Genomic DNA, 24,758 nt, shown 5'->3' on the forward strand with positions numbered 1-24,758 from the left:
GCCGTCACCGGCCCGCCGGACCCCTCCTCCGCCGCCCTAGCCGAGCAGCTCGACCACCGTTCCGGCGCCGACCGTCCGGCCGCCCTCCCGGATCGCGAACCCGAGCCCTTCGCTCATCGCGACGGGCCGGCCGAGCTCGACGGCCATCTCGACGGAGTCGCCCGGCATCGCCATGCCGCCCTCACCGCCGAGGTCCACGCCGCCGACCACGTCCGTCGTCCGGAAGTGGAACTGCGGCCGGTACCCGTGGAAGAACGGCCTGCTCCGGCCGCCCTCCGCCGCCGTCAGCACCCGGACCCGCGCACGGAACCGGGTGTGCGGCCGGATCGCGCCCGGCGCCGCGACCACCTGGCCGCGCCGCACCTGGTCGCGCCGCACGCCGCGGAGCAGCATCGCGGTGTTGTCGCCCGCCTCGGCGTGGTCCATCGACTGGCCGAACGTCTCCAGCCCCGTCGCGACCGAGCCGAACGACGCGCCGAGCCCGACGACCTCCACCGCGTCCCCGACCCGGACCGAGCCCTGCGCCACCACGCCGGTCACGACGGTGCCGCGCCCGGTGATGGTGAGCACGCTCTCCACCGGCATGAGGAACGGCCTGTCGAGCACCCGGTCCGGCACCGGCACGTACGCGTCGATCGCGTCGAGCAGGTCTCCGATCCGGGCCGTCCAGTACGGGTCGCCCTCCAGCGCCTTCAGCCCGGACACCCGGACCACGGGCACCTCGTCGCCGGGGAACCCGTACTCGGTGAGCAGCTCGCGCACCTCCAGCTCGACGAGGTCGAGCAGCTCGGTGTCCTCGACCATGTCGGCCTTGTTGAGCGCGACGACGATGTGCCGCACGCCGACCTGGTGCGCCAGCACGATGTGCTCGCGCGTCTGCGGCATCGCGCCGTCCTGCGCCGAGACGACCAGCACCGCCCCGTCCACCTGCGCCGCACCGGTGATCATGTTCTTCACGTAGTCGGCGTGACCGGGCATGTCGACGTGGGCGTAGTGCCGGGTCGCGGTGGAGTACTGGACGTGCGCGACGTTGATGGTGATGCCGCGGTCGCGCTCCTCGGGGGCGCGGTCGATGCCCTCGAACGGCACGGCGGACGCCAGCCCGCGCTCGGCCAGCACCTTCGTGATCGCCGCGGTGAGCGTCGTCTTGCCGTGGTCGACGTGGCCCATCGTGCCGATGTTCAGGTGCGGCTTGTCCCGCTCGTACAGCTTCTTCGCCATGGTCTCTTCGTCCTCACGATGATCCGAACGTGAGAACCCGCGCGCGCCCCTGCGGGCGCGCCGCGTTCGCTTGGCCAACCCCCCTCCGCTGGTTCTCCGGAGGCGGGACGGAGAGGGGTCAGCGTCGGACGCCGTCGTCGGCGATCGCCGCTGCCGCTGCCACGAGGAAGGCAGCCGGCACCGCGCTCAGCAGGCAGTCGCCTGCGAGCGTCCGGGTGCCGGCTGCGAAGAACATGCTCCGCACACTACGAAGCGCTCCGGAAGAAGTCGATCGATTTTCCGCGGGGAGGCGTTGCGTTGGTTCGACCAACAATGTAACTTCATTGGTGGCACCAACGTTGGTGTCGCCAATGAAACGGGAGGCTGCCATGCCGATGATCGACGTGCTCGACTCGACGATGTACTACGAGGAGACCGGGGACGGCGCGCCCGTCGTCTTCCTGCACGGGAACCCCGGCTCGTCGCGCCTGTGGCGGCGGGTGCTGCCCGCGATGGGCGGAACCGGGCGGCTGCTCGCCCCCGACCTCATCGGCATGGGCCGCTCGGGCAAGCCGGACGTCCCCTACCGCTTCGACGACCACGCCCGCTACCTGGACGCCTGGTTCGACGCGCAGGGCCTGGAGGACGTCGTGCTGGTCGGCCACGACTGGGGCGGCGCGCTGGCCTTCGACTGGGCGGCCCGCCACCCGGGGCGGGCGCGCGGCGTCGCGTTCTTCGAGACGATCGTCAAGCCCGTGTCCTGGGACGAGCTGGGCGACGCGCCGCGCGCCCGCGCCGAGAAGATCCGCGGCCCCGAGGGCGAGAAGCTGGTCCTCGGGACGAACTTCTTCGTGGAGACGGCGTTCACCGGCGGCGTCCTCACCCCGCTCGGCGAGGAGGAGCTCCGCCCGTACCTGGAGCCCTACCCGACGCCGGAGAGCCGCCGCCCGATCCTGCAGTGGGCGCGCTCGCTGCCGATCGACGGCGAGCCCGCCGACGTGCACGCGCGGGTCGAGCGGTACGACGCGTGGCTGGCCGCCAGCCGCGACGTCCCCAAGCTGCTGATCACCTTCGACGGTTCGCCCACCCTGGCGATCACCCCGGAGATCGCCGCGTGGTGCGCGGAGCACATCGCGAACCTGGAGATCGAGCACGGCGGCTCGTCCGGCCACCACGCCGCCGAGGACCGTCCCGACACCATCGCCGCCGCGGTCACCGCGTGGGGGCACCGGCACGGCCTGCTCGCCGCCCGGCCCGCGGAGGCCGCCCGGTGAGGTCCGGTCAGCCGGACGGCTTGATCACTTCGTCGGCGAGCCACCGCGCGGCGCCATCCGGGTAGGGCGCGGGCAGAGAGAGGACGAAATGCCGGAAACCGGCGTCGAGCGCCTCACCGATCGCCGCCCTGGCGGCGCCGGGCTCGTCGTAGGAGACGGGCAGGTGGATGGAGCGGGTGATCGAGGCGGGGTCGCGGCCGATATCGGCGCAGTAGCGGTCGAGCAGGGCGCTGCGGGCGGTGACGTCCGCGATGTCCCCACCGGGGATGTTCCACAGGTCGGCGTGTTCGGCGACCACGCGCAGCGTCGCGGACGAGCGGCCGCCGATGAGGATCGGCGGGTGCGGGCGCTGCACGGGCTTGGGGTTGCCGAACGCGCCGGTCAGCCGGTGGTGGGCGCCGGCGAAGTCGAACGGCTCCGGCTCCGTCCACAGCCGCCGGATGATCGTGCACGCCTCGGCGAGGCTCTCCACGGAGTGCTCGAAGCCGTGGAAGGGCAGGCCGTGCGCCTCGTACTCGCGGCGGGCGAGCGGGTGGCCGGGGCGCGAGCCCGCGCCGATGCCGAAGTCGAGCCGCCCGCCGGAGACGATGTCGACGGTGGTGGCGATCTTGGCGAGCAGCGCGGGCGGGCGGAACCGGTTGCTGGTCACCAGCACGCCGAGGCGCAGCCGCCGGGTCCGCGCCGCGAGCGCGGACAGCAGCGTCCAGCCCTCGAAGGCCGGGCCGTCCGGGTCGCCGCCGATCGGCATGAGGTGGTCGAACAGCCAGGCGTGGCCGATCTCGGGGATCGCGTCGGCCTCGCGCCAGACCCGCAGGATGTCGTCGTAGCCGACCTGCATCGGCGCGGTCATGATCCCGAAAGCGGGTGATCGCGGCATGGACCGTGGCTCCTTTCGGTGGACGGGATTCGCCTACTTGCTCTCGAGGCGTCCGAGCGGGCGGGGGTCGTTCTCCAGCGCGGAGCGCGCCTCCTGCCAGGCGGCGCCGTCCGGGCGGAGGACGCCGCGCAGGTAGGCGGTGGTGAGCCGCTGGACGAGGGCGACGCGTTCGGGGTTCTCGTCCGTCGTCTCCGCGACCTCGTATCCCGCGACGCCGCCGAGCGAGTGCTCCGCCCCGAACAGCGTGAGCAGGGTCTTGTCCTTCGGGCTGAGGACGTAGGGGTCGGTGAACCAGTCCGGCCCCCGGGTGGTCAGGGGCGACCGGTCATGGTCGCCGGCGACGATGAGCGCGGGCGCGGTCATGCCGTCGAACGACGGGTTCATGAAGGGGAAGTGCTCGGCGGCGAACGCCGACAGGTCCGTTCCGCCCCGGCCGGTCAGGGCGAGCAGCACGCCCGCCTTCACGCGGGGGTCGGACAGGTCCTCGCCGGGGACGCCGCCGGAGCCCAGGACACGCGCGCCCAGCAGCATGCTGGCCGTCTGGGCTCCCCAGGAGTGCCCGGCCACCGCGACGCGGTCGCGGTCGAGCCGTCCGGCCAGGCCGGGAACGGCGGCCTCCAGGGCGTCGAGCCCGTCGATCACGCGCTTCAGGTCGTCGACGCGCAGGCGCCAGATCCGCGGCGTGCGGGGGTCGTCGGCCGGGAGGCCGAGCCGCCGGGAGTCGAGGTGGGTGGGCCGGACGACCGCGAAGCCGTGCGCGGCCCAGTGGTCGGCGAGCGGCGCGTAGCCGTCCATCGACCAGCCGAAACCGTGCGAGAAGACGATGACGGGCAGGGCGCCGCCGGTCGCGGGAGCGGACACGCTGACCTGGAGGTCCTCGCCGCGGTCCGGGGCGGGCAGCACCACGGGCCTCGCGGTGATGGTCATGGTTGGAGCGTTCGACATGGCACGGCTTTCGTCAGGGAGATCGCGGTGGGCCTGCGGCGCGCGGAGGGGATCGCGGCGCAGGGGGAATTGGTGGCCCGGCTCGCGCTCTGGCATCATGGTTAAGCGGGACGATGTCCCACTTAGACGATACGGAACGATGTCCCGTTTAGCAACCCACCCGTCGGAGGCACGGTGAAGGACGGCCAGCGCGCGGCCCGGCCCAGGCGGGCGGACGCCCGGCGCAACGAGGAGGCCCTGCTCGACGCGGCCGCCGAGATCTTCGTGACGTCGGGCGTGGAGGCGCCCGTGCGCGACATCGCGGCGAAGGCGGGCGTCGGCACGGCCACGATCTACCGCCACTTCCCGACGCGGGCGGACCTCATCGTGGCCGTCTACCGGCACCAGGTCGAGTCCTGCGCCGAGGCCGGACCCGCCCTGCTGGAGGAGAGCGCGACGCCGTACGCGGCGCTGGGGCGATGGATCGACCTGTTCGTGGACTTCCTGGTCACCAAGCACGGGCTCGCGGCCGTGCTGCGGTCCGACACCGCCGGGTTCGAGACGCTGCACGCCTACTTCCTCGAACGCCTCGTCCCCGTGTGCGCGCGGCTGCTCGACGCCGCGGCCGACGCCGGTGAGATCCGCTCCGGCATCGGCGCGTACGAGCTCATGCGGGGCATCGGCAACCTCTGCATCGGCGCCGAGAGCGACGACCGCTACGACGCGCGCCGCCTCGTCGGCCTGCTGATCGCCGGCCTGCGCCCGCCCCGGTGATCACCCGCCCCGGTGACCGCCCGCCTCGATCACCGCCCGCTCCGGTGGCCGCCCGCCCGGTGACCGCCGGGCGCGGTGCGGCGGCTACCGGGCCGGAAGCGAGCGCGGCAGGCCGAACGACGGCAGCACGCTGTTCTCGAAGCGGGTCATGGCGCTGATCCGGCCGCCCGCGAGGGTGAGGACGTACAGGCCGGTCCCGTGGCCGACGCCGGTGGGGGCGCGCAGGTAGCTCCCGAACGCCGGCTGGCCGTTGGCGCGCGTCGGCACGAGGTCGAACCGCCGGCCAGCGCCGAACAGGCCGGCGCAGAAACCCGCCACGACGTCCCGCCCCTCGTACTCGAAGGGCAGCGGCGGCATGGACACGAAAGCGTCGTCGGTCAGCAGCGCCACCAGCGCGTCGACGTCGGCGGCCTCCCAGGCGCGGACGAAGCCCGCCACGACCGCGTTCTCGGCGGGCGACCCGGCGGCGGGCGGCGGTTCCGCGCCGGCCTGCGCCGCCTGCCGCCGCCGCAGGCCGGTACGCGCCCGCTTCAAGGCGCTCTTCACCGAATCGACGGTCGTGTCCAGCATCCCGGCGACCTCGTCCGCGTGGAATCCGAGCACGTCGCGGAGGATGAGGACGGCGATCTGGCGGGGCGGCAGGGCCTGGAGCGCGGTCACGAACGCCAGCGAGACCGACTCGGTCCGCTCGTAGCGCGCCTCGGGGCCGAGCGGCACCGGCGGCGCGCCTTCGAGGAGGGCGTCGGGGAACGGCTCCAGCCACACGACCTCGCCGAGCCGGGTCGGTTCGGGCGGCTCGACGCCGGGGATGTCCCACGCCTTGGCCGGGCGCCGCGCCGCCGCGCGCAGCGTGCTGAGGCACCGGTTCGTGGCGATCCGGTAGAGCCAGGTGCGGATCGAGGAGCGGCCGTCGAACCCGCCGAGGCCCCGCCAGGCGTCCAGCAGCGTGTCCTGGAGGGCGTCCTCCGCGTCCTGGAACGAGCCGAGCATCCGGTAGCAGTGCACCTGCAGCTCCCGGCGGTGCGGCTCGGTCAGTGCACGGAACGCCTCGCCGTCCCCGGCCCGCGCCCTTGTCATCAGGTCGGCTCCCATCGGTCCTCGCCACCCCTCGTCCGCGGCCGTTCGCCTTCCATCCTGTACGGACGCCGGCCGGGGCCCGAAAGGGGCGGCCCGCAGCCGCCCCCTTTCCGCGACACGCGGCATCTGCATCGGTGACGGCAACGACACCCGATGGGAGAAGCACCATGGGAAGGATCGTCATCAGCGAGAACGTCTCGCTCGACGGGGTCATCCAGATCGCGGACGACGACGCGGACGGCACCAGGTTCGGCGGCTGGTTCGACTGGATGCGGGACGAGGACCGCGCCGCGTGGGCCGAGACCGAGGCCGCGGAGGCGATGGGCGCCGAGGCCCTGCTCATGGGCCGGCGCAGCTACGAGTACTTCATCGCGCGCGGCTGGCCGACCCGGAGCGGCGCGTGGGCGGACCGGCTGCGGAGCCTGCCCAAGCACGTCGTGTCCTCGACCCTGGAGGACCTCGGCTGGGCGAACACCACCGTCCTCGGCGGCGACCCCGTCCACGAGATCTCGACGCTGAAGCAGAAGGTGGACGGGGACATCGTCGTCTACGCCAGCGGCCGGCTCGTGCACGCGCTGATCGAGCACGACCTCGCCGACGAGCTGCGGCTGCTGGTCTTCCCGTTCGTGCTCGGGGCCGGCGAGCGGCTCTTCGGCGCGACGAGCGGCAAGAAGCCGATGCGGCTGGTGGGCACCCGCGTGGTCGGCGACGGGATGCCCCTGCTCACCTACCGGACCGTCCGGGAGCCCTAGCCGCCGCCCTTCGCGCCCCGGTCCCCGGCCCCGGGTTCAGCCCTGGCCGGGGATCGGGGCGCCGGACGGCAGGCCCGCCGCCACGTACGCGTCGTATTTCGGCTGCCAGGCGGGCTGCTCGGCGGCGCGGCCCCCGGCGAGGGCGTCGAGCGCGGCCAGGCACACGTCCCAGCCGGCCGCGTTGCGTGCCGCCGTGTCGCGGGCTTCGAGGATGTTGGTGAGGACGAACCGGGTCCGGCCGCCGTCGAGCGGTTCGAGGTCGAAGTGCAGTTCGTCGCCGCCCCAGCTGAACGCGAGCCGGCGCGGCGGGTCGAAGTCGATGATCCGGCCGCTCGACGTCGCGTCGGGCATGTTCGGGTCGCCGGAGAAGGTGATCTCGCCGCCCGGGACCGGATCGATGGTGATCTTCGGGGCCGGGAACCAGTGCGCCAGCTCGGCGGGGTCGCCGACCATGCGCCAGACCCGCTCCACCGGGTGGTCGTAGATCCGCTCGAAGCGGACGGCCGGGCGGCCGCCGATCTCGAGGTAGCCGCCGGGATTCGTGATGATCATGGTTCGCCTCTCTCGGTGGCGCCGGTGCCGGGCCGGTCGCCGGACGGATCGCCCGGGGCGCCGGGCGGGTCGTCCGGCGCGTCCAGCCGGTCGCCCAGCGCGTCCAGGCTCGCGTTCCACAACCGCCGGTAGGGCGCCAGCCAGGCGTCCAGCTCCGCCATCGGGGCGGGCCGGATCGCGTACAGCCTGCGCTGCGCGTCCCGCTCGACGTCGACCAGCCCGGCCTCGCGCAGCACGCGCAGGTGCTTGGACGTGCCGGGCTGGCTCAGGCCGCAGGCGCGGGCCAGGTCGCCGACCGGGCGCGGCCCCTGCAGCAGCCGGTCGAGGATGGCGCGCCGGCCGGGGTCGGCGAGCGCGTGCCAGACCGCGGTTGCCATGTCGTTCAATATGCCTCACCTGGAATATAACCGTCAAGGAATAGAGCGAGGTCGGCGCGGTCGCAGCAGGATCCATCCGGACAGCGCGCCGGCGAACTGGAGCGACGCGATCGCCAGCACCAGCCCGACCGGGCCGACCGCGTCCGCGCACGCGGCGGTGAGCGCCGCGCCGAGCGCGGACGCACCGATCTTCAGGCTGCCGCCGGTGGTGTTGACCTGGCCGAGCCGGTCCGGCGGCGACTCGCGCTGGCGGAGCATCAGCGTCGCGGCGAACACCGGCCCCTCGGCGAGCCCCGCCGCGCAGAACGCGGCCATCGCCCACGGCACCGACGGGGCCACCGCGAGCGCCGCCAGCGCGGCGCCGAACGCGACGAGCCCGCCGACCAGGACCGGCTCGGCGTGCCGGGGCGTCAGCCAGCGGCTCGACGCCAGCGAGCCGAGCAGCGACCCGACGGCCATCGCCACCAGCAGCCGCCCGCCCGCGCTGGGCGCGGCGCCGATGTGCCCGGCGAGCAGCACCGCCGTCACCGCGACGCCGCCGAACCCGAGCCACGCGAGCGTCGTCGCGACGGTCAGCGCGCGCAGCACCCGGCCCCGGACCAGCACGAGCAGCCCGCCCACGAGCACGTCGCCGAGCCCGGACCGGGCGTCCTCGGCGACCTCGCCGATGTCCCGTTCGGCGACCGCGCCCTTGCCTACTTCCGCGACACGTCCCGCCTCGGCGGGCCTTCCGGGCTCCGCGGGACCGCCGGATTCCGCAGGCCGCCCCTGCTCCGCAGGCCGCCCCGGCTCGGCGGGACTGCCAGGCTCGGCGGGGCTACCGGGCTCGGCGGGGCTACCGGGCTCGGCGGACGCGGGGGCCGGTCCGGCGAAGGGCAGCAGGGGGAGGACGCAGAGCCCGAGGACGGCGCTCGCCACGATGCCCGCCCCCGCGTACTGGCCGCCCGCGAACGAGGCGACGCCCGCCGCGAGACCGGGGCCGACGATCGCGGCGACGTTGTAGCTCGACGCCTCCAGCCCGTACGCGCGTGACAGCCGGTCGGCCGGCACGAAGCGCGGCAGCAGGCTGGTCAGCGCCACGACGATCGGCTCGGCGCAGCCGATCACGGCGGCGACGCACAGCGCGGCGACCAGCGGCGAGCCGCCCGCCATCGCCAGCAGCAGGCCGGTCGCGGCGACGTAGGCGAGGGCCAGCGGGACGACGGCGCGGCGCGGGCGCGCCATCCGGTCCAGCGCGTTCCCGATCACCGGCCCGCTGACCACGTACGGCAGCGTCATCGCGGTCTGCAGGTAGCCGGCGGTGGCGGCGTGCCCCGTCCGGGCCTGGACGGTCAGGACGAGCGCGGTCGCGACGCCCTCGGCGGACACCCGTAGCAGCGTCGCGGCGGTCAAATGCAGTGAAAGCCCCCGGATCACCCTCGGATCGTGGCACAGGAACGGGCCGACGGCTCCGGCGGAACGGGCCGACTTAGACTTCTGGTGTGACGCAGACAACGGGGACGACGGCACCGGACGTGCACGAGCACCGGGTGACCAGTGAGGTCGGGCGGCTTCGGACGGTCCTGCTGCACCGTCCGGGCGCGGAGCTGAAGCGGCTGACGCCGCGCAACAGCGACAAGCTGCTGTTCGACGCGATCCCTTGGGCGAGCCGGGCGCAGGAGGAGCACGACGCGTTCGCGGAGGCGCTGCGGGAGCGCGGCGTCGAGGTGCTGTACGTCACCGAGCTGCTGCAGGACGCGCTGGAGTACGAGGCGGCGCGGGAGCAGGCGATCGCGGACGCGATCGTCGACCTGCGGCTCGGCGACCAGCTGCGCCGCGTCGTGGAGGGGTACCTGCGCGACCTCGACCCGGAGGACCTGTCGCAGACGCTGGTCGCGGGGCTGGCGCACGAGGAGCTGAAGTCCGGGCACGGCCTGGTGTACCGGCTGATGGACCGGCTCGACTTCATCGTGGACCCGCTGCCCGGCCTGCTGTTCACCCGCGACAACAGCGCGTGGATCGGCGACCGGGTGGCGGTGACGAGCCTGGCGATGGAGGCGCGGCGCCGGGAGGCGCAGCTCACCGGGCTGATCTACGCGCACCACCCGCGGTTCGACGGGGTGGAGCCGGTGTACTCGCCGGCGCTGGAGCATCTGGAGGGCGGCGACGTCCTGCTGCTGTGCCCGGGGGTGATCGCGGTCGGGACGGGCGAGCGGACGACCCCCGCGGGCGTGGAGCGGCTGGCCCGGCAGGTGATCGGGGCGGGGCTGGCGCACACGGTGCTGGCGGTGCCGATCGCGCAGGAGCGGGCGACCATGCACCTGGACACGGTGTGCACCATGGTCGACGTCGACACCGTGGTCATGTACCCGCCGGTCGCGCACTCGCTGACCGCGTACACGGTGACGCTGGACGACGGCGACCTGCGGGTGGCGGAGCCGCGCCCGTTCCTGGAGGCGGCGGCGGACGCGATGGGCCTGGACCGGCTGAAGGTGATCGACACCGGTCTGGACCCGGTGACCGCCGAGCGGGAGCAGTGGGACGACGGGAACAACACGCTCGCGGTCGCGCCCCGGCTGTGCGTGGCGTACGAGCGCAACATCGAGACGAACGCGCAGCTGGAGGCGTCGGGGATCGAGGTCATCCGGATCAGCGGCAGCGAGCTCGGCACCGGGCGGGGCGGCCCGCGCTGCATGTCCTGCCCGATCCTCCGCGACGCCCCCTGACGACGGAGTCCCCGTGACGGGGGCTCCCTCTGACGACGAAAGGCCCCGGCGATGCCGGGGCCTTTCCCACGTTGGACGCTCGGGCGGTGTCGACGGGGGCACGACAGCGCCCGAGCTTGTTGAGGACCATACAAGGTGCGGCAGTGGTCCTTCTAGGCGGGGTATGCCCTACTTGGGGCCACCTCATTCCTCGTTCCGTTGTAGAAGCCTTCGTCCGGTTCGTCCATGAGGTCCGGAAAGTCGGAGAGGTCGGGCACGACGGTGTCGGAGTGCGCGGGCGAGACCGCGTCCTCGCCGCCGTTCGAGCGCGGCGTGCGCAGCACGGCCCACACGGTGGTGGCGCCGTCCTCGTGCCGGACGCCCCAGCCCTCCGACAGGGCCTCGACGATGCCGAGCCCGCGGCCGCCGAGCGAGGACAGCGTGCCCGGGCCGCGGCGCGGCTCGGTCATCGCGCCCCCGTCGCTGACCTCCAGTTCCAGGACGTCGCCCCGGCACAGCCAGCAGACCCGGACCTGCCCGGAGGGCAGCGGCCTGGCGTGCCGCAGGGCGTTGCTGATCAGCTCGCTGACGATGACGCTGGCATCGTCGACGACCGACTCGTAGACCCCCGAGGCGGCCAGCTCGGAGCTGAGGCGCTTGCGGGCGACCGCGACGCTGGACGGCGCGTGTGGCAGCAGTACGACGCTCGACGCCCTCACCTCCCCGTGGTTCCGCTGTCTCGGACCAGTCCCGTCGCCGCTCTTCCGGTACGACCGAAATGCCCTGATGGCCTGGGCCGGAAACCTGAGCGATTCAGTTTGCCACCTGCACAACGAGTCACCGGCCGTTCGGTCACGGTGATCACCCCCGTACGCGGCGTCGGAGCCCGGTGCGGGACGGCGATCCCGTCACCTACGGCGACCATCCATGGATCTATCCAGCCGGAGGACGGGTTACTCCTCGCGCGCGCGTTTCGTCCGTCACACCCGGTGGCCACCGTACTTTCCCGCACGGGGCAACACTGCCACCGGCCAAGATCGCTCAAACCGCGGGCCACATCGGACTCACCCGGCCGCAGCCGGAGCGCTGTCCTCACGGTAAGTGACCGACCGGGCGGTCATTCGGCCGGCAGGACCAGCCGCATGCAGGTGCCCGGCTTGTCGCCCGTGCCGGGGTGCGCCGAGATCGTCCCGCCCTGCGCCTCGGTCAGCCGCTTCACGATGTAGAGCCCGAGCCCGATGCCGCCGAACCGGCGCCGGTCCCCCGCCTCGCCCTGCACGAACCGCTCGAAGATCCGCTCGTGGTCGCCCGGCCGGATGCCGATCCCCTCGTCCTCGACCGCCACCGCGATCCCCGCCGGGCCGGCCTCCGCGCGGACCCGGACCGTCCCGCCGTCCGGGCTGTACTTGAACGCGTTCTCCAGCAGCTGCCCGAGCACGATGTCGGTCGCCATCGCGTCGCCCCGGCAGCGCGGCAGGCCCGGCTCGATCTCCAGCTCCACCCGGTGCAGCGGCGACAGCGACCGGAACCCCGCGACGACGCCCTCCAGGACCCGGGTCAGGTCGAACGGCTCGACCGTCACGGCCAGCTCGTCGGCGCCCGCGCGGGAGCCGAGCAGCAGGTGCTCCACCAGCCGGCCGAGCGACTGGGCGCGCTCGGCGATCGTGGCGACGGCGGCGCGGCGGTCGACGTCGGTCAGCTCGTCCCACCGGTTGACCAGCGTCGACGCGAACCCCTGCACGACCGTGATCGGGGTGCGCAGCTCGTGGCTGGTGGTGGCGAGGAACAGGTCCTTCGCCTCCTCCAGGGCCTTGGCCTCCGTCACGTCGCGGAAGTCGACGACCAGCTCGCCGGTCTCCTCGATCTCCGCGGCCAGCACGTTCAGCCAGACCCCGGACTCCAGCGGGAACGTCAGCATCTCGCCGAGCGCGGGCATGTCGAACGGCAGCGGCCGGCCGATCGCGTCCTCCGGCGGGACGCCGGTGAGGGCGTGCGCGGCCGGGTTCCACTGCCGGACGACGAGGTCGTGGTCGAGCACCGCGATGCCGTCCGCGCTGGAGTCGATCACCGCGCGCTCGTGCGCCCGCTGCCGGACGACCTCCGCGTACGCGACGGCGTTGCCGACCGCCACGCCGGCGTGCCCCGCGAGCAGCTCCAGCAGCTCCAGCTCGGTGTGCCCGATCTTGCGCCCGGAGAACAGCGCGTACAGCGCCCCGTACGGGCGGTTCTGCAGGTAGGACAGGCCGAGCGCGACGGTGTGCAGGCCGGGCAGCTCGGACCAGACCAGGTCGCCGAGCCGCTGCTCGCCGGTCGCGAGCTTGACCGTCTTGCCGGACCGCAGCAGCTCCCCGACCAGGCTCGGGCGCAGCTCGGCGGTCGTCCCGCGCATGTGCTCGGGCAGGCCCGACGTGCTGACCAGCCGCAGCCGCTGCCCCTCGATCCGGACGAACCCGCCCGCGTCCGCGCCGGTCAGCTCGATCAGCGCGGTCGTGATCCGGTCGAGCACGACGGCGAGGTCCAGCTCGGCGTTCAGGTCGGCGACGATGTCGTTCAGCCGCCGGACGAGCCGGGCCCGCTCCGTCATGTGGTGCTGGACGATCTCGTCGTCCTCCGCCGGGTGGTACACCCCGACCCAGCCGAGCGGGGTGCCGGCCGGGTCCTTCAGCAGGCTGGTGTCGATCCGCACGTCGATCAGCCGGCCGTCCCGGTGGAACCGGCGGGTCGCGATCGAGATCTGCCCGCCCTCCTTCTCGGACTCGCCCTCGCCGGCGCGCCGCGTGAGCAGCCGCTCCTGGACGGCGTTGTGCTCGGCCTTCAGCTCGTCCGGGACGATCGGCGGCACGCGCCCGACCATCTCCTCGGCGCTCCAGCCGAACATCCGCTCGGCGGCCGGGTTCCACACGGTGACGCGGTGCTTCTGGTCGACGGCCACGATCGCGTCGGCGGCGCTCTCGATGACGGCGCGCGCGATCGGGTCGTGGACATGCTGCACGCCTGTCATCGTGCCACCGGAGCCCGGTGCGGCGCCGGGCAACCGGCGCCGAAAAGTTCCCACCAGGCGGCCCCCGCGAAGGGAGGAACGCCACTTCAGGGGCCCGGGGACCTCGGGATCGGCCATCTCCGTCGTGCCTTTCCGGCGGGGCGCGGCGCATCCGTCGGCGCGCGGCTCCGGCAACCCTACCGCCGGGTAATACCGGGCCGGCGGGCGGCGCCCGTCCGGCCGATCAGCAGCGTCGCGGCGCCCGCGACGAGGAAGGAGAGCAGCGACGCGCTCATCCAGCTCTGCGGGGTGAAGTGCAGCGCGTCCCGCACGTGCTGCCACAGGTCCGTCCACCAGCCGATCGTCCCGGGGTTGATCAGCTGGTAGGCGACGATGCCGACCAGCCAGGCCGCGATCATGCTCCACCGGGACGGCGCGGCGCGGCTCGCGTCCCAGCCGCCGGCGCGGCCCCGGCCCAGGAAGAAGTCCGCCGCGAGCACGCCCAGCATCGGCACGAACACCGACCCGATCAGCGACAGGAAGCCCGCGTAGTCGTTGATGTCCAGCACCAGCGCCAGCACGGTGATCCCCGCGCCGAGCGCGACCGACAGGACGCGGCGGTCGGCGCGCGGCACCAGGTTCTGGATCGACACGGCGGTGGAGTACACGTTCGCGAACGACTGGTCGGCCTCCCGCAGGACGAACACCGCGAAGAACACCGCGCCCAGCGCGACGTGCAGGAACGGGTCGAACACCTTGCCCGTGTCGCCGCCCACGAGCGCCAGGGCCAGCAGCCCCAGCACGTACGCGACGATCTGGGTGACCGAGTACCCGACCGACGCCGCGCCGAAGGCCCCGCGCGCGCTCTTGGCGTGCCGGGTGTAGTCGGCGGCGACCGGTACCCACGAGATCGACACCGCCAGCGCCGCGTCCGCGCCGATCCAGAACCCGTGCCACGACCCGTGGTTCAGGTCCGGCAACGGCTGCCGGACGAGCTGCACGTAGAAGTAGGCGAGCGCGACGATCACCGCGACCGTCACGTACCGGCGCAGCAGCCGCACCGACCCGAGCGGCCAGATCGTCAGCACGGTCGTGAGCACCCCGGCCGCGACCACGTACCCCCAGCGCGGCACCCCGTCCCACAGCTCGCGCGCCGCGTCCGCGATCACGATCAGCTCGAACGTGCCCCAGCCGATCAGCTGCGCGATGTTGAGCACCGTCGGCACGTACGACAGCCGCGCGCCGAACAGGCCGCGCAGCAGCACCATCGCCGGCTGGCCCGTCCGCGCGCCCGGCGCGGCGGCCAGGCCGAGCATCAGCCCGCCCAGCACGGTGCCGACGATCATCGCGACGATGCCCGCCGCGATCGCCAGCGTCGGCGTCCCGGCGGCGTCGGGCGCGAGGACGGTGTAGGCGCCGGAGAAGGCCAGCAGGCTGACCCCGAGGTTCGCCCAGAACGCGCTCTGGTCCCAGAAGCCGAGCACCTTCGGGGCGGGCTCGTCGAGGGTGTACGGGACCTCGTTGCGCGGGCTCTCGTGCGCGAGGGTCTTCTCGACGTCGGACGTCACGGGACACGCTCCCTACGCCGGCATTACCCGGACAGGTTCATGCGGTCGGCGACGCCAGGAAGGCCGCCCTCTCAGCCCGGCTCATGGCCCGAGCTCCCGCGGTTATCGGTCGGCACCGATCGTACAACCGCCCGCAACCCCTACAAAGGGGGCATATTTCCCGGAGGGCGGTCAGGCCACGTAGGGCTCGCCGTCCCCGCCGTTCTCCATCGGGCGGCCCGCCTCGGCCCAGCCCTTCATCCCGCCGTCCACGTTCTTCGCCAGCCAGCCCGCCTGGTTCAGCGCCACCGTCACCTGCGCCGACCGCGCCCCCGACCGGCAGATCACGAAGATCTCGCGGTCCCGCGGGATCTCCCCGGCCCGGTCGCCCAGCTGCCCCATCGGAATGTGGACGGCGTCGGGCGCGTGCCCCGCGTCCCACTCGCTCTGTTCGCGCACGTCGAGCAGGTAACCGCCCTGCGGAACGTCGGCGGCGACCACCGCCGGAACCTCGTCCCCGAAAATCATCACACCCCCATGGAACCGCGCGAAGCCCCCCCGCGTCGAATCACGCATGCGGTATCGGACGCTCATCCTCGCCTCGTCCGGGCTCGCCATGATCTTCTCACTGGCCGCCTGCGGCGACGAACACGTCAAGACCCTTCCCGCCGAGCGGCCCTCGGGCACCACCACGGTACGGCCCTCGGGCCCCTCGGCCGACAGCCTCACCATCCAGGTCAAGGCGTCGGCCCAGGCCCCCGCCACGACCTACACGCTGACCTGCGACCCGGCCGGCGGCGACCACCCGAAGGCCGCCGACGCCTGCGCCGCCCTCACCAAGGTCAAGGACCCGTTCGCGCCCGTCCCCAAGGACCGGATGTGCACCGACATCTACGGCGGCCCGGAGGTCGCCACGGTGAAGGGCACCTGGCAGGGCAAGCCCATCGACACGACCTTCAAGCGCAACGACGGCTGCCAGCTGCACCGCTGGAGCGAGATCGCCCCCGTCTTCGGCCCCGTCCCCAAGGTCCGCTGAGTCCCCGAGTAAGTCCCCGAGGACGGCCGGGTTTCCGAGGTCGGCCGAGTCCGAGGTCCGCCGGCCCGCCCGCCGCGGGCTACTTGAGGAGGCGGGAGAGACGGCGGTCGGCCAGGGGCTTGCCGCCGGTCTGGCAGGTGGGGCAGTACTGGAGGGCCGAGTCGGCGAACGACACCTCGCGGATCGTGTCGCCGCACACCGGGCATTTCTCGCCCTTGCGGCCGTGCACGCGCAGGCCGGTCTTCTTCTCGCCCTTGAGGTCCTGCGCTTCGAGGCCGCGCGAGCGCTCCACCGCGTCGCGGAGGGTCGTGACGATCGCCTCGTGCAGGGTCGCGACGTCGTCGTCCGTCAGCGTCGCGGCGATCTTGAACGGGGACATCTTCGCCACGTGCAGCACCTCGTCGGAGTAGGCGTTGCCGATGCCGGCGATGACGCTCTGGTCGCGGAGCAGCCCCTTGATCTGCGTGCGCTTGCCCGCGACGATCTCGCGCAGCCGGCCGGCGGTGAACGACTCGTCCAGCGGGTCGGGGCCGAGGCCCGCCACGCCGGGCACGTCGGCGGGGTCGCGGACGACGTAGACCGCGAGGCCCTTCTTCGTCCCGGCCTCGGTGAGGTCGAAGCCGGAGCCGTCGTCGAGGTGGACGCGGAGCGCGAGCGGGTTCTTGCCGCCGGGGCGGGCGGGTCTCGTCGGCACCTCGTCGCGCCACCGCAGCCAGCCGGCGCGGGCCAGGTGGATCACCAGGTGGATGCCGTCGACGTCCAGGTCGAGGAACTTGCCGTGCCGGGCGGCGCCGGTGACGGTCAGCCCGCCCAGCGCGGTGACCGGCGGGTCATAGGTCTTCAGCGCGGAGATCGCGAGGACGTCGACGCGCGCGACGGCATGGCCGACGACGCGCTCCCGCAGGAACGCCGCCAGCGCCTCCACCTCGGGCAACTCGGGCATCGGACCTCCACTCGCCGACCGTGACCCCTCCAAGGTAAACGCTCCGGCAGCCGTGCGGCGGACCTGCGCAAGCGGGCCCTCCGGGGGCGCGGAACGCGAGACCATCGACGGGAGCGGCGCCCCGCGCCCGGCGACGCGGCGGAGTTGCCCACAGGGCTGGGGAAGGTTGTGGAAAACCTTGTGCATGGCGCGCGGTTCGGCGCGCCGGCGGGGCGATCCGCGGTGAATACCTCGACGAATATCGACAAATCGCCGCGCCCCGCCCCGCGAGGCCCTCGGGACAGGGTGTGGATAACTCCGCGCGGCGCGCTGTGACCCGGATCTCGAAATAACCCCTAGGGGGTACGGGTTGTGCGGGGCATCGGCGTTGTGGCACCATGAGGCCACCGAGATACCCCCAGGGGGTACACGATGAGGGAGGACGAGAGATGAGCACCGCCACCTACACCGTCACCGGGATGACCTGCGGCCACTGCGTCGCCTCCGTGACCGAGGAGGTCGAGCAGGTCGCCGGCGTCACCGCCGTCGACGTCGACCTCAAGACCGGCCAGGTGACCGTCACCAGCGAGGCCCCCGTCGACGACGCCCTGATCAAGAGCGCCGTCGAGGAGGCGGGATACGCCCTGCAGGCCTGACGCCTGCCGCCCTGCGAACCAGGGCCGAGACGAGTGGAGTGAAGGACGATGAACACCGCGACCAAGCTGGGCGCCTACGTGGCGGCGCTGGCCGTCGTCTTCGGCGGGGCCGCCGCGATCGGCACCGCGGCCGGCCCGGTCGGCAAGGCCGACGAGGGCGAGCACGGCGGGCACGGCTCGCACGGGTCCCACGGCGGGACGGCGGCGGCCGCGGCCGTCCCCGGCGGGCTGCAGGTCAGCCAGGGCGGCTACACCCTGCACCCGCGGACGACCGACGTGCGGCCCGGCGTGCGGACCGACTTCCGGTTCACCATCGACGGCCCGGACGGCCGGCCCGTGACCAGGTTCACGCCGCTGCACGGCAAGCGGCTGCACCTGATCATCGCGCGCCGCGACCTGTCCGGCTTCCAGCACCTGCACCCGACCGAGGTCGGCGGCGGCGTGTGGGAGGTCGCGGTCGTCCTGCCCAAGGCCGGCGCGTACCGGTTCTTCACCGACGTCCAGCCGGAGGGCGCCAAGGAGGCGCTGACGCTCGGCGTCGACGTCGCCGCCGCGGGCGACTTCCAGCCCGTCCCGCTGCCGGGGCCCGAGCAGGTCGCGAAGGTGGACGGCTACGAGGTGCGGCTCGCCGGCGCGCTGGCCCCGGGCAGGTCGAGCAAGCTGACCCTGTCGGTGAGCAAGGACGGCAAGCCGGTCACCGACCTGGAGCCGTACCTGGAGGCCTACGGGCACCTGGTCGCGCTGCGCCAGGGCGACCTCGCCTACCTGCACGTCCACCCGGACGGCGAGCCGGGCGACGGCAGGACGAAGCCGGGACCCGACATCACCTTCTACGCCGAGGCGCCCAGCGCGGGCACGTACCGGCTCTACCTGGACTTCCAGCACGGCGGCAAGGTCCGCACGGCGGAGTTCACCGCGACGGCGGGGCCGTCGCCCGCGCCCGTCCAGCCGGACGAGGGCCAGGGCGAGGGCCACGGCGAGCACACCCACTGACATCCCGTACGGTCGAAGCGAAGGAGGAGCGATGACCACCGGCGCCGTGCCAGAAGCGGAATCCGGGCGGATCGAGCTGGCGATCGGCGGGATGACGTGCGCGTCGTGCGCCAACCGCATCGAACGCAAGCTGAACAAGCTCGAGGGCGTCACCGCCACGGTCAACTACGCCACCGAGAAGGCCCGGGTCGAGTACCCCGCCGGGGTGTCCCCGGAGGACCTGGTCGCCACCGTCGAGGCGGCGGGCTACACCGCCGAGCTGCCGGCCCCGCCCAAGGGCGAGGACGCGCGGGGCGAGCAGGACGAGCCCGACGACGGGCTCACCACGCTGCGGCAGCGGCTGATCATGTCGGTCGTGCTCGCGGTCCCCGTGATCGCGATGGCGATGGTCCCGGCGCTGCAGTTCGACAACTGGCAGTGGCTGTCGCTGACGCTGGCGTCGCCGGTCGTCGTCTACGCGGGCTGGCCGTTCCACAAGGCCGCGTGGACGAACCTGCGGCACGGCGCCGCGACGATGGACACGCTGGTGTCGGTCGGCACGCTCGCCGCGTTCGGCTGGTCGCTGTGGGCGCTGTTCTTCGGCACCGCGGGCGAGACCGGCCTCAAGCACGGGTTCGAGTTCTCCATGACCCGCTCGGACGGGTCGATGAACATCTACCTGGAGGCCGCGTCCGGCGTCATCGCGTTCATCCTCGCGGGCCGCTACTTCGAGGCGCGGTCCAAGCGCCGCGCGGGCGCCGCCCTCAAGGCGCTGCTGGAGCTGGGCGCCAAGGAGGTCTCGGTCGTCCGCGACGGGCGCGAGGAGCGCATCCCGGTCGAGCAGCTCGCGGTGGACGACGTGTTCGTGGTCCGTCCGGGCGAGAAGATCGCGACGGACGGCGTGGTGACCGAGGGGTCGTCGGCGGTGGACGCGTCGCTGCTGACCGGCGAGTCCGTCCCGGTGGAGGTCGCGCCGGGCGACGCGGTGGTCGGCGCGACGGTGAACGCGGGCGGGCGGCTGCTGGTCCGCGCGACCCGGGTCGGCGCCGACACCCAGCTCGCGCAGATGGCGCGGCTGGTGGAGGACGCGCAGACCGGCAAGGCGCAGGTGCAGCGGCTCGCCGACCGGATCTCCGGGATCTTCGTCCCGGTGGTGATCGCGCTGGCCGTCGCGACGCTGGGCTTCTGGATCGGCACCGGCTCCGGCCTCGCCGGGGCGTTCACCGCGGCGGTCGCGGTGCTGATCATCGCCTGCCCGTGCGCGCTCGGCCTGGCCACCCCGACCGCCCTCATGGTCGGGACGGGGCGCGGCGCGCAGCTCGGCATCCTGATCAAGGGCCCGGAGGTGCTGGAGTCGACCCGCCGGATCGACACGGTCGTGCTGGACAAGACCGGCACCGTCACCACCGGCCGGATGGCGCTGGTGGACGTCCACACCGCCGGCGGCGCGGACGAGGCGGAGGTGCTGCGGCTGGCGGGGGCGCTGGAGAACGCGTCCGAGCACCCGATCGCGCAGGCCATCGCCAAGGGCGCGACGGAGCGCGTGGGAACGCTGGGCACCGTCGAGGACTTCGCCAACGTCGAGGGCCTGGGCGTGCAGGGGGTCGTCGACGGGCACGGGGTCCTCGTCGGCCGGCCGCAGCTGCTCGCCGAGTGGTCGCAGCACCTGACCCCCGCCCTGGAGCGGGCCATGGCGGAGGCGCAGGCCCTCGGCCGGACCGCCGTCGCGGTCGGCTGGGACGGCGAGGCCCGCGCGGTGATCACCGTCGCGGACCAGGTCAAGCCGACTTCGGCGGAGGCGATCGCGCAGCTGCGGGCGCTCGGGCTGCGGCCCGTCCTGCTCACCGGCGACAGCGAGACCGTCGCCCGCACGGTGGCCGACGCGGTCGGGATCGAGGAGGTCATCGCCGAGGTCCTGCCGCAGGACAAGGTCGACGTCGTCAAGCGCCTGCAGGGCGAGGGGCGGACGGTCGCGATGGTCGGCGACGGCGTCAACGACGCCGCCGCGCTCGCCCAGGCCGACCTCGGCCTGGCGATGGGCACCGGCACGGACGTGGCGATCGAGGCGTCCGACCTCACCCTGGTCCGCGGCGACCTGCGGGCCGCGGCGGACGCGATCCGGCTGTCCCGGCGCACGCTCCGCACGATCAAGGGCAACCTGTTCTGGGCGTTCGCCTACAACGTGGCGGCGCTGCCGCTGGCGGCGACCGGGCTGCTCAACCCGATGATCGCGGGCGGCGCGATGGCGTTCTCCTCGGTCTTCGTGGTCAGCAACAGCCTGCGGCTCCGCCGGTTCAAGGCGCTGAACGGCGACCCGGCGGCGTCCCCGGCGGCCGCCGTCCCGGCCCGCCGGGAGGTCCGGGCGGCCCACTGACACCGCCGATGAGCGCGCGGTCCCCGGCCGGGGGCCGCGCGCTCGCTGTTTCATGTGAAACCCGCACGGTCGCAGGGGATCCGCGGGCCTCGCGGGCTAGAGCGGGACGTCCCAGAAGGCGAGTTCGTGGCGCATGCCCTCCAGGAACAGGCGCTCCGCGCGGGCGGGGTCGGCGCCGGACTCGTCGATCATCTGGGCGATGCGGCGGGTCAGCTCCGCGAAGCCGGGGTCGGCGTAGGTGTCGACCCAGCGGCGGTAGCGCGGCTCCGCCGGCGGGTCCTCGGCGAGGCGGGCGCCCAGCGTCGAGTAGCCCCACATGCAGGGGTAGAGGGCGGCGAGCCCGTCGCCGTAGGCGGCGGCGCTGTCCAGCAGGAACGCGGTGTAGGCGGCGCAGGCCGGCCCCTTGCGGGCGCCGTCCAGGTCGGCGCCGAACTCCGCGGACAGCGACCGGTGCAGGTCCAGCTCGTCGTGGTAGGTCGCGTGCGCCAGGTCGACGAGATCGCCGAGGTGCGCGGACGGCGCCTGCCAGGCGAGCCGGGAGAACACGCGGACGTAGTCGTGCAGGAACAGGTAGTCCTGTTCGAGCCAGGAGCGGAAGACCGTCTCGTCCAGGTCGCCGTTCGCGATGCCGGCGACGGTCGGGTGCTTCAGCTGCTCCTCGACCAGCGGACGGCCGAGCTCCTCCAGATGCGCCGCGAGACTCATGCGGGCCAGTCTGGCATCCCCCCGGACGCGGGCGGATCCGGCGTCGGTCCCCGTCCTGGACACGACCAGGCCCCGCCGGGTCTTGCGGCCCGGCGGGGCCCTGGTCAAGCACCGGTGTGCGGGTCGCCTCTCGGCGAAAGGCTCAACACGGCTCCAGCCGGACGGTATTCCGTGAAGGCGATAGGTGAGGCCCGGGGACACCAGGCACACCGGCTGTCATGTGTAACCCCTGGGGCCCCCGGGATTGTTCCCGCCCGCCGGATCGGATTCCGTCAGCGGGCGGACACGGGCTGCGGAGGGACGTCGGAGAACGTGCCGGTGCGGCGGATCGTGTGCCAGCCGAGCCGGGACCCCAGCAGCGCCGTGACCACCGACTGGACGACGACCAGGTACATGAGCTGCCGGTACACGAACTGCTGGAGGGGCAGCGCCCACAGCGGGCGGACGCGCTCCCCGTCCAGCCAGAGCGCGTACGCGCCCGCGGCCGTCTGCGCCGCGACGAACCCGGCCCAGAGCAGGATGGGCTCCACCGGGTTCAGGAAGACCAGCCCGAACAGCGCGAACAGGTCGACGGCGGGCGCGAACAGCGGCAGCAGCACCTGGAACACCGCCAGGTAGGTGAGGCAGCGGCGGCCGAACCGGCCGGACGGGCCGCGCTCCACCAGCGACCGGCGGTGCTTCCACATCGCCTGCATCGTCCCGTAGCACCAGCGGTACCGCTGCCGCCACAGCTGCCGCAGCGACGACGGCGCCTCCGTCCAGGCGATCGCCTTCTCCTCGTAGACGACGCGGTACCCGGACCGGCAGATCGCCATGGTGAGGTCGGTGTCCTCGGCGAGGGTGTCGGCGGGGACGCCACCGACGCGGGCCAGCACCGAGCGGCGGAACGCGCCGATCGCGCCCGGGACGGTCGGCATGCACTGCAGCACGTCGAACATCCGGCGGTCGAGGTTGAAGCCGATCACGTACTCGATGTGCTGCCAGCGGCCGAGGAGCCCGCCCCGGTTGGCGACCTTGGTGTTGCCGCTCACCGCGCCGACCCGCGGATCGGCGAGCGGCCCGACGATGTGCCGGAGGGTGTCGCGCTGGAACACGGTGTCGCCGTCGACCAGCACGAGGATCTCCGCGCGCGCCACGGCCGCGCCCGCGTTCAGGGCGCTGGGCTTGCCGCCGTTGGGCTTGCGGACGAGCCGGACGCCCGGCAGCGCGAGCCCCTCGACGATCGCGGCGGTGCGGTCGGACGACCCGTCGTCCACCACGATCACCTCGAACGCGCCCGGATAGTCGGTGTCGAGCAGCGAGCGGACCGTCGCCGCGATCCCGGCCTCCTCGTTGTAGGCGGGCACGATGACGGAGATGTCCGGGTACGGCCCGGGCGGCACTGGTCCCGCCGGCGGCGCCCGGCGGGACGCCCCCCGGCCGGACGGCCGCCGGACGCGCCGGACGTGCACGTGCGCGAACACCAGCAGCAGCACGAGCCTCAGCACGTACAGGGCTCCGGCCACGCCGAACAGCGCGCCCAGCCAGCCGGTGAGCGCGGACGCGGTCCGCTGCGCGGCGACCAGCGTCCAGCCGATCGCCTTCTCCCGGCCCGGGACGGCGATGTCGGCGGCGGGCATCCGCATCGCCTGCGACAGCGTGGTGAAGCGGTAGCCCTGCGGCTGGAGCCGGTCGATGATCTGCTCGACGGCGGCGACGGTCTGCGCCCGGTCGCCGCCCGCGTCGTGCAGCATGACGACGGCGCCCTGGCCGCGCCGCTCGGCCGCGAGCGCGGCCTTGACGATCTCGGCGGTGCCGGGCCGCCGCCAGTCCTCGGTGTCGCGGTCGGTGAGCACGACGACGTAGCCGTCGGCGCCCGCGCGGTGGGCCGCCCGCCACTCCGGCGCGGTCAGGCCGTCCGGGACGGAGGAGTACGGCATCCGCATCAGCCGCGTGTGGACCCCGGCCGCTCCCGCGAGCGCCCGCTGGGTGAGGTCGAGTTCCAGGCGCGCGCGCCAGGCGGGGGCGGTGGCGAGGTCGACGTGCGTGTAGGTGTGCGAGCCGATCTCGTTGCCCTCGCGCAGGATGCGGCGCGTCAGCCCCGGGTTCTCGGCGATGTGCGCGCCGACGGCGAAGAAGGTGCCGTGCGCGCCGTGGCGGCGCAGGACGTCGAGGATCCGCGGCGTCCAGGTCGGGTCGGGGCCGTCGTCGAAGGTCAGCGCGATCGTCTTGGCCGGCGTCCGCAGCGAGTGCGGCGTCCCGCCCGCCATGTTGAGCACCGGTCCGCCGGAGGTGATCGCGGACGGCGCGGGGACGGGGTGCGCGGGGTCCTTGCGCGGTGCCTCGCCGACCGCGCCGTGCGCGTAGCCGTCCAGCAGCAGCAGGACGGTCAGCGCCAGGCCGCCGAGGAGCAGCAGGACCCAGTGGCCCCGCGGTTCGCCTCGCCGCATGCTCAGGCCGGCTTCTTGGTGTGCCCCCACGCGGGCGGGCTCGCGTGGGAGTTGCCCGGCCGGCTCGTGGACGTGGTGGCCGAGGGCTTGGCGCTGGGCGCGGACGACGCGGACGGCGCGGCCGTCGTCACCGGTTTCGACGTCGCGGAGGGCGCCTTGGGCGACGCCCCCGACGGGACGGTGCGCGGTCGCCGGCTCGGCGACGCCCCGCCAGGCTCAGCCACCGTGCTCGACTTGCCGGCGCGCGCGCTGGCCGGCTGGTGCCCGCCCACACCGGGATGCGTGGACGGCGCGTTCCACGGCGTCCCCGGCACGGCGGCGCCCGTCGCCGCCCCGATGCCCAGCGCGCCGAGGAAGACCACGAGCAGCGCTCCTGCCAGCAGCCCGATCCGCCGGGCCAGCCGGTGCCGCCGCCCGGTCGCGTCCATGAACACCGGCGCCCCATCGGGCGCGGTGGCCCTGGGACCGTCCGGGAACACGCCGTCCGGAGGCAGGGCGGCCGTCGTGGACACGGCCCGCGTCAGGGGCACGGTGCGCAAGGGGGTCGCGGCATGGTCCGGGAACCCGGCGCCGCCCGGCGCAGCGCCGGATCCCTCGTCCGGGCCGTGCCGGTGTGCAGGCAAATCGCGGATCATGGCGTCCATCA

General features: G+C 73.7%; 23 protein-coding genes and 1 riboswitch. Of the genes, 8 read left to right on the plus strand and 15 right to left on the minus strand.

Features of this window, described 5'->3' with window-relative positions:
• Positions 1 to 36 precede the first annotated feature (36 nt).
• On the minus strand, positions 37 to 1,221 hold the full coding sequence (gene tuf / locus ABZ914_RS09360; protein ID WP_433243287.1) for an elongation factor Tu: 1,185 nt from the start codon (positions 1,219 to 1,221) through the stop codon (positions 37 to 39).
• Positions 1,222 to 1,571: 350 nt separating this feature from the next.
• Here tuf and ABZ914_RS09365 point away from each other — a divergent pair, with 350 nt between their 5' ends.
• Positions 1,572 to 2,474: a haloalkane dehalogenase gene (locus ABZ914_RS09365; protein WP_500192553.1), complete on the plus strand. Its 903-nt coding sequence runs from the start codon at positions 1,572 to 1,574 to the stop codon at positions 2,472 to 2,474.
• A 7-nt stretch (positions 2,475 to 2,481) separates the two neighbouring features.
• Here ABZ914_RS09365 and ABZ914_RS09370 read toward each other — a convergent pair whose 3' ends face one another.
• Complete coding sequence (locus ABZ914_RS09370) at positions 2,482 to 3,351, minus strand: LLM class flavin-dependent oxidoreductase (protein ID WP_500192555.1); 870 nt, start codon at positions 3,349 to 3,351, stop codon at positions 2,482 to 2,484.
• Between the two features lie 33 nt (positions 3,352 to 3,384).
• Positions 3,385 to 4,278, minus strand: coding sequence for an alpha/beta hydrolase family protein (locus ABZ914_RS09375; RefSeq protein ID WP_500192556.1), 894 nt, complete (start codon positions 4,276 to 4,278; stop codon positions 3,385 to 3,387).
• 192 nt (positions 4,279 to 4,470) lie between these two features.
• Between ABZ914_RS09375 and ABZ914_RS09380 the strand changes: the two genes are divergently transcribed.
• Positions 4,471 to 5,049, plus strand: coding sequence for a TetR/AcrR family transcriptional regulator (locus ABZ914_RS09380; RefSeq protein WP_500192557.1), 579 nt, complete (start codon positions 4,471 to 4,473; stop codon positions 5,047 to 5,049).
• 84 nt (positions 5,050 to 5,133) lie between these two features.
• Here the strand turns inward: ABZ914_RS09380 and ABZ914_RS09385 are convergent, their stop codons facing one another.
• The gene (locus ABZ914_RS09385; RefSeq protein WP_500192558.1) at positions 5,134 to 6,126 is read right to left on the minus strand and encodes a sigma-70 family RNA polymerase sigma factor; all 993 of its coding nucleotides are present in this window, start codon (positions 6,124 to 6,126) and stop codon (positions 5,134 to 5,136) included.
• Between the two features lie 167 nt (positions 6,127 to 6,293).
• Between ABZ914_RS09385 and ABZ914_RS09390 the strand changes: the two genes are divergently transcribed.
• Positions 6,294 to 6,878, plus strand: coding sequence for a dihydrofolate reductase family protein (locus ABZ914_RS09390; protein WP_500192559.1), 585 nt, complete (start codon positions 6,294 to 6,296; stop codon positions 6,876 to 6,878).
• A gap of 36 nt (positions 6,879 to 6,914) precedes the next feature.
• On the opposite strand, the gene ABZ914_RS09395 is transcribed toward ABZ914_RS09390, so the two are convergent.
• The 3 genes from ABZ914_RS09395 to ABZ914_RS09405 are packed head-to-tail and all read right to left on the minus strand — an operon-like array spanning position 6,915 to position 9,175.
• Positions 6,915 to 7,430 carry an SRPBCC family protein gene (locus tag ABZ914_RS09395; RefSeq protein ID WP_500192560.1) on the minus strand — a complete coding sequence of 172 codons (516 nt, stop codon included), beginning with the start codon at positions 7,428 to 7,430 and terminating at the stop codon, positions 6,915 to 6,917.
• On the minus strand, positions 7,427 to 7,807 hold the full coding sequence (locus ABZ914_RS09400; protein WP_190851232.1) for an ArsR/SmtB family transcription factor: 381 nt from the start codon (positions 7,805 to 7,807) through the stop codon (positions 7,427 to 7,429). The genes ABZ914_RS09395 and ABZ914_RS09400 overlap by 4 nt, the downstream gene beginning before the upstream one ends.
• A gap of 33 nt (positions 7,808 to 7,840) precedes the next feature.
• Positions 7,841 to 9,175, minus strand: coding sequence for an MFS transporter (locus ABZ914_RS09405; RefSeq protein WP_500192561.1), 1,335 nt, complete (start codon positions 9,173 to 9,175; stop codon positions 7,841 to 7,843).
• Positions 9,176 to 9,288: 113 nt separating this feature from the next.
• Between ABZ914_RS09405 and ABZ914_RS09410 the strand changes: the two genes are divergently transcribed.
• The gene (locus ABZ914_RS09410) at positions 9,289 to 10,512 is read left to right on the plus strand and encodes an arginine deiminase (protein WP_347256490.1); all 1,224 of its coding nucleotides are present in this window, start codon (positions 9,289 to 9,291) and stop codon (positions 10,510 to 10,512) included.
• A 152-nt stretch (positions 10,513 to 10,664) separates the two neighbouring features.
• Here the strand turns inward: ABZ914_RS09410 and ABZ914_RS09415 are convergent, their stop codons facing one another.
• The 4 genes from ABZ914_RS09415 to ABZ914_RS09430 all read right to left on the minus strand — a co-directional run bounded on the left by ABZ914_RS09415 (position 10,665) and on the right by ABZ914_RS09430 (position 15,543).
• The gene (locus tag ABZ914_RS09415) at positions 10,665 to 11,210 is read right to left on the minus strand and encodes an ATP-binding protein (protein WP_500192562.1); all 546 of its coding nucleotides are present in this window, start codon (positions 11,208 to 11,210) and stop codon (positions 10,665 to 10,667) included.
• 398 nt (positions 11,211 to 11,608) lie between these two features.
• Complete coding sequence (locus tag ABZ914_RS09420; protein WP_500192563.1) at positions 11,609 to 13,492, minus strand: sensor histidine kinase; 1,884 nt, start codon at positions 13,490 to 13,492, stop codon at positions 11,609 to 11,611.
• A gap of 176 nt (positions 13,493 to 13,668) precedes the next feature.
• Complete coding sequence (locus ABZ914_RS09425) at positions 13,669 to 15,039, minus strand: purine-cytosine permease family protein (protein ID WP_500192564.1); 1,371 nt, start codon at positions 15,037 to 15,039, stop codon at positions 13,669 to 13,671.
• A riboswitch (TPP riboswitch) is annotated at positions 15,032 to 15,149 on the minus strand. Its footprint overlaps the gene before it by 8 nt.
• 61 nt (positions 15,150 to 15,210) lie before the next feature.
• Positions 15,211 to 15,543, minus strand: a complete 333-nt coding sequence (locus tag ABZ914_RS09430) for a rhodanese-like domain-containing protein (RefSeq protein WP_387026173.1) — start codon at positions 15,541 to 15,543, stop codon at positions 15,211 to 15,213.
• A 49-nt stretch (positions 15,544 to 15,592) separates the two neighbouring features.
• Here ABZ914_RS09430 and ABZ914_RS09435 point away from each other — a divergent pair, with 49 nt between their 5' ends.
• Positions 15,593 to 16,054 (plus strand): SSI family serine proteinase inhibitor, encoded by a 462-nt coding sequence (locus ABZ914_RS09435; RefSeq protein ID WP_500192565.1) that lies wholly within the window; start codon positions 15,593 to 15,595, stop codon positions 16,052 to 16,054.
• A gap of 79 nt (positions 16,055 to 16,133) precedes the next feature.
• Here ABZ914_RS09435 and ABZ914_RS09440 read toward each other — a convergent pair whose 3' ends face one another.
• The gene (locus ABZ914_RS09440; protein WP_500192566.1) at positions 16,134 to 16,997 is read right to left on the minus strand and encodes an Fpg/Nei family DNA glycosylase; all 864 of its coding nucleotides are present in this window, start codon (positions 16,995 to 16,997) and stop codon (positions 16,134 to 16,136) included.
• A gap of 428 nt (positions 16,998 to 17,425) precedes the next feature.
• On the opposite strand from ABZ914_RS09440, the gene ABZ914_RS09445 reads away from it, so the two are divergent.
• The 3 genes from ABZ914_RS09445 to ABZ914_RS09455 are packed head-to-tail and all read left to right on the plus strand — an operon-like array spanning position 17,426 to position 20,978.
• Complete coding sequence (locus ABZ914_RS09445) at positions 17,426 to 17,632, plus strand: heavy-metal-associated domain-containing protein (protein WP_190851256.1); 207 nt, start codon at positions 17,426 to 17,428, stop codon at positions 17,630 to 17,632.
• A 48-nt stretch (positions 17,633 to 17,680) separates the two neighbouring features.
• Positions 17,681 to 18,625: a DUF8832 domain-containing protein gene (locus ABZ914_RS09450; protein WP_500192567.1), complete on the plus strand. Its 945-nt coding sequence runs from the start codon at positions 17,681 to 17,683 to the stop codon at positions 18,623 to 18,625.
• A 31-nt stretch (positions 18,626 to 18,656) separates the two neighbouring features.
• Positions 18,657 to 20,978 (plus strand): heavy metal translocating P-type ATPase, encoded by a 2,322-nt coding sequence (locus tag ABZ914_RS09455; RefSeq protein ID WP_500192568.1) that lies wholly within the window; start codon positions 18,657 to 18,659, stop codon positions 20,976 to 20,978.
• Positions 20,979 to 21,074: 96 nt separating this feature from the next.
• Here ABZ914_RS09455 and ABZ914_RS09460 read toward each other — a convergent pair whose 3' ends face one another.
• The 3 genes from ABZ914_RS09460 to ABZ914_RS09470 form a co-directional block, all read right to left on the minus strand.
• On the minus strand, positions 21,075 to 21,683 hold the full coding sequence (locus tag ABZ914_RS09460; RefSeq protein WP_500192569.1) for a TenA family protein: 609 nt from the start codon (positions 21,681 to 21,683) through the stop codon (positions 21,075 to 21,077).
• A gap of 272 nt (positions 21,684 to 21,955) precedes the next feature.
• Entirely contained in the window at positions 21,956 to 24,112 is a 2,157-nt protein-coding gene (locus tag ABZ914_RS09465; RefSeq protein WP_500192570.1) for a bifunctional polysaccharide deacetylase/glycosyltransferase family 2 protein, read from the minus strand.
• Positions 24,113 to 24,114: 2 nt separating this feature from the next.
• The gene (locus ABZ914_RS09470; RefSeq protein WP_500192571.1) at positions 24,115 to 24,651 is read right to left on the minus strand and encodes a hypothetical protein; all 537 of its coding nucleotides are present in this window, start codon (positions 24,649 to 24,651) and stop codon (positions 24,115 to 24,117) included.
• Positions 24,652 to 24,758 lie beyond the last annotated feature (107 nt).

Origin of the sequence: Spirillospora sp. NPDC046719 (genome assembly GCF_040645715.1) — a bacterium.
In the GTDB taxonomy this organism is placed as follows: domain Bacteria; phylum Actinomycetota; class Actinomycetes; order Streptosporangiales; family Streptosporangiaceae; genus Spirillospora.

What these genes read in the sequence shown, in the direction of transcription:
- ABZ914_RS09375 (WP_500192556.1), bottom strand. Translation starts at nt 4,278, where the DNA reads ATGACCATCACCGCGAGGCCCGTGGTGCTGCCCGCCCCGGACCGCGGC.
- ABZ914_RS09460 (WP_500192569.1), bottom strand. Translation starts at nt 21,683, where the DNA reads ATGAGTCTCGCGGCGCATCTGGAGGAGCTCGGCCGTCCGCTGGTCGAG.
- tuf (WP_433243287.1), bottom strand. Translation starts at nt 1,221, where the DNA reads ATGGCGAAGAAGCTGTACGAGCGGGACAAGCCGCACCTGAACATCGGC.
- ABZ914_RS09420 (WP_500192563.1), bottom strand. Translation starts at nt 13,492, where the DNA reads ATGACAGGCGTGCAGCATGTCCACGACCCGATCGCGCGCGCCGTCATC.
- ABZ914_RS09440 (WP_500192566.1), bottom strand. Translation starts at nt 16,997, where the DNA reads ATGCCCGAGTTGCCCGAGGTGGAGGCGCTGGCGGCGTTCCTGCGGGAG.
- ABZ914_RS09370 (WP_500192555.1), bottom strand. Translation starts at nt 3,351, where the DNA reads ATGCCGCGATCACCCGCTTTCGGGATCATGACCGCGCCGATGCAGGTC.
- ABZ914_RS09400 (WP_190851232.1), bottom strand. Translation starts at nt 7,807, where the DNA reads ATGGCAACCGCGGTCTGGCACGCGCTCGCCGACCCCGGCCGGCGCGCC.
- ABZ914_RS09455 (WP_500192568.1), top strand. Translation starts at nt 18,657, where the DNA reads ATGACCACCGGCGCCGTGCCAGAAGCGGAATCCGGGCGGATCGAGCTG.
- ABZ914_RS09465 (WP_500192570.1), bottom strand. Translation starts at nt 24,112, where the DNA reads ATGCGGCGAGGCGAACCGCGGGGCCACTGGGTCCTGCTGCTCCTCGGC.
- ABZ914_RS09365 (WP_500192553.1), top strand. Translation starts at nt 1,572, where the DNA reads ATGAAACGGGAGGCTGCCATGCCGATGATCGACGTGCTCGACTCGACG.
- ABZ914_RS09445 (WP_190851256.1), top strand. Translation starts at nt 17,426, where the DNA reads ATGAGCACCGCCACCTACACCGTCACCGGGATGACCTGCGGCCACTGC.
- ABZ914_RS09395 (WP_500192560.1), bottom strand. Translation starts at nt 7,430, where the DNA reads ATGATCATCACGAATCCCGGCGGCTACCTCGAGATCGGCGGCCGCCCG.
- ABZ914_RS09435 (WP_500192565.1), top strand. Translation starts at nt 15,593, where the DNA reads ATGCGGTATCGGACGCTCATCCTCGCCTCGTCCGGGCTCGCCATGATC.
- ABZ914_RS09450 (WP_500192567.1), top strand. Translation starts at nt 17,681, where the DNA reads ATGAACACCGCGACCAAGCTGGGCGCCTACGTGGCGGCGCTGGCCGTC.
- ABZ914_RS09385 (WP_500192558.1), bottom strand. Translation starts at nt 6,126, where the DNA reads ATGACAAGGGCGCGGGCCGGGGACGGCGAGGCGTTCCGTGCACTGACC.
- ABZ914_RS09390 (WP_500192559.1), top strand. Translation starts at nt 6,294, where the DNA reads ATGGGAAGGATCGTCATCAGCGAGAACGTCTCGCTCGACGGGGTCATC.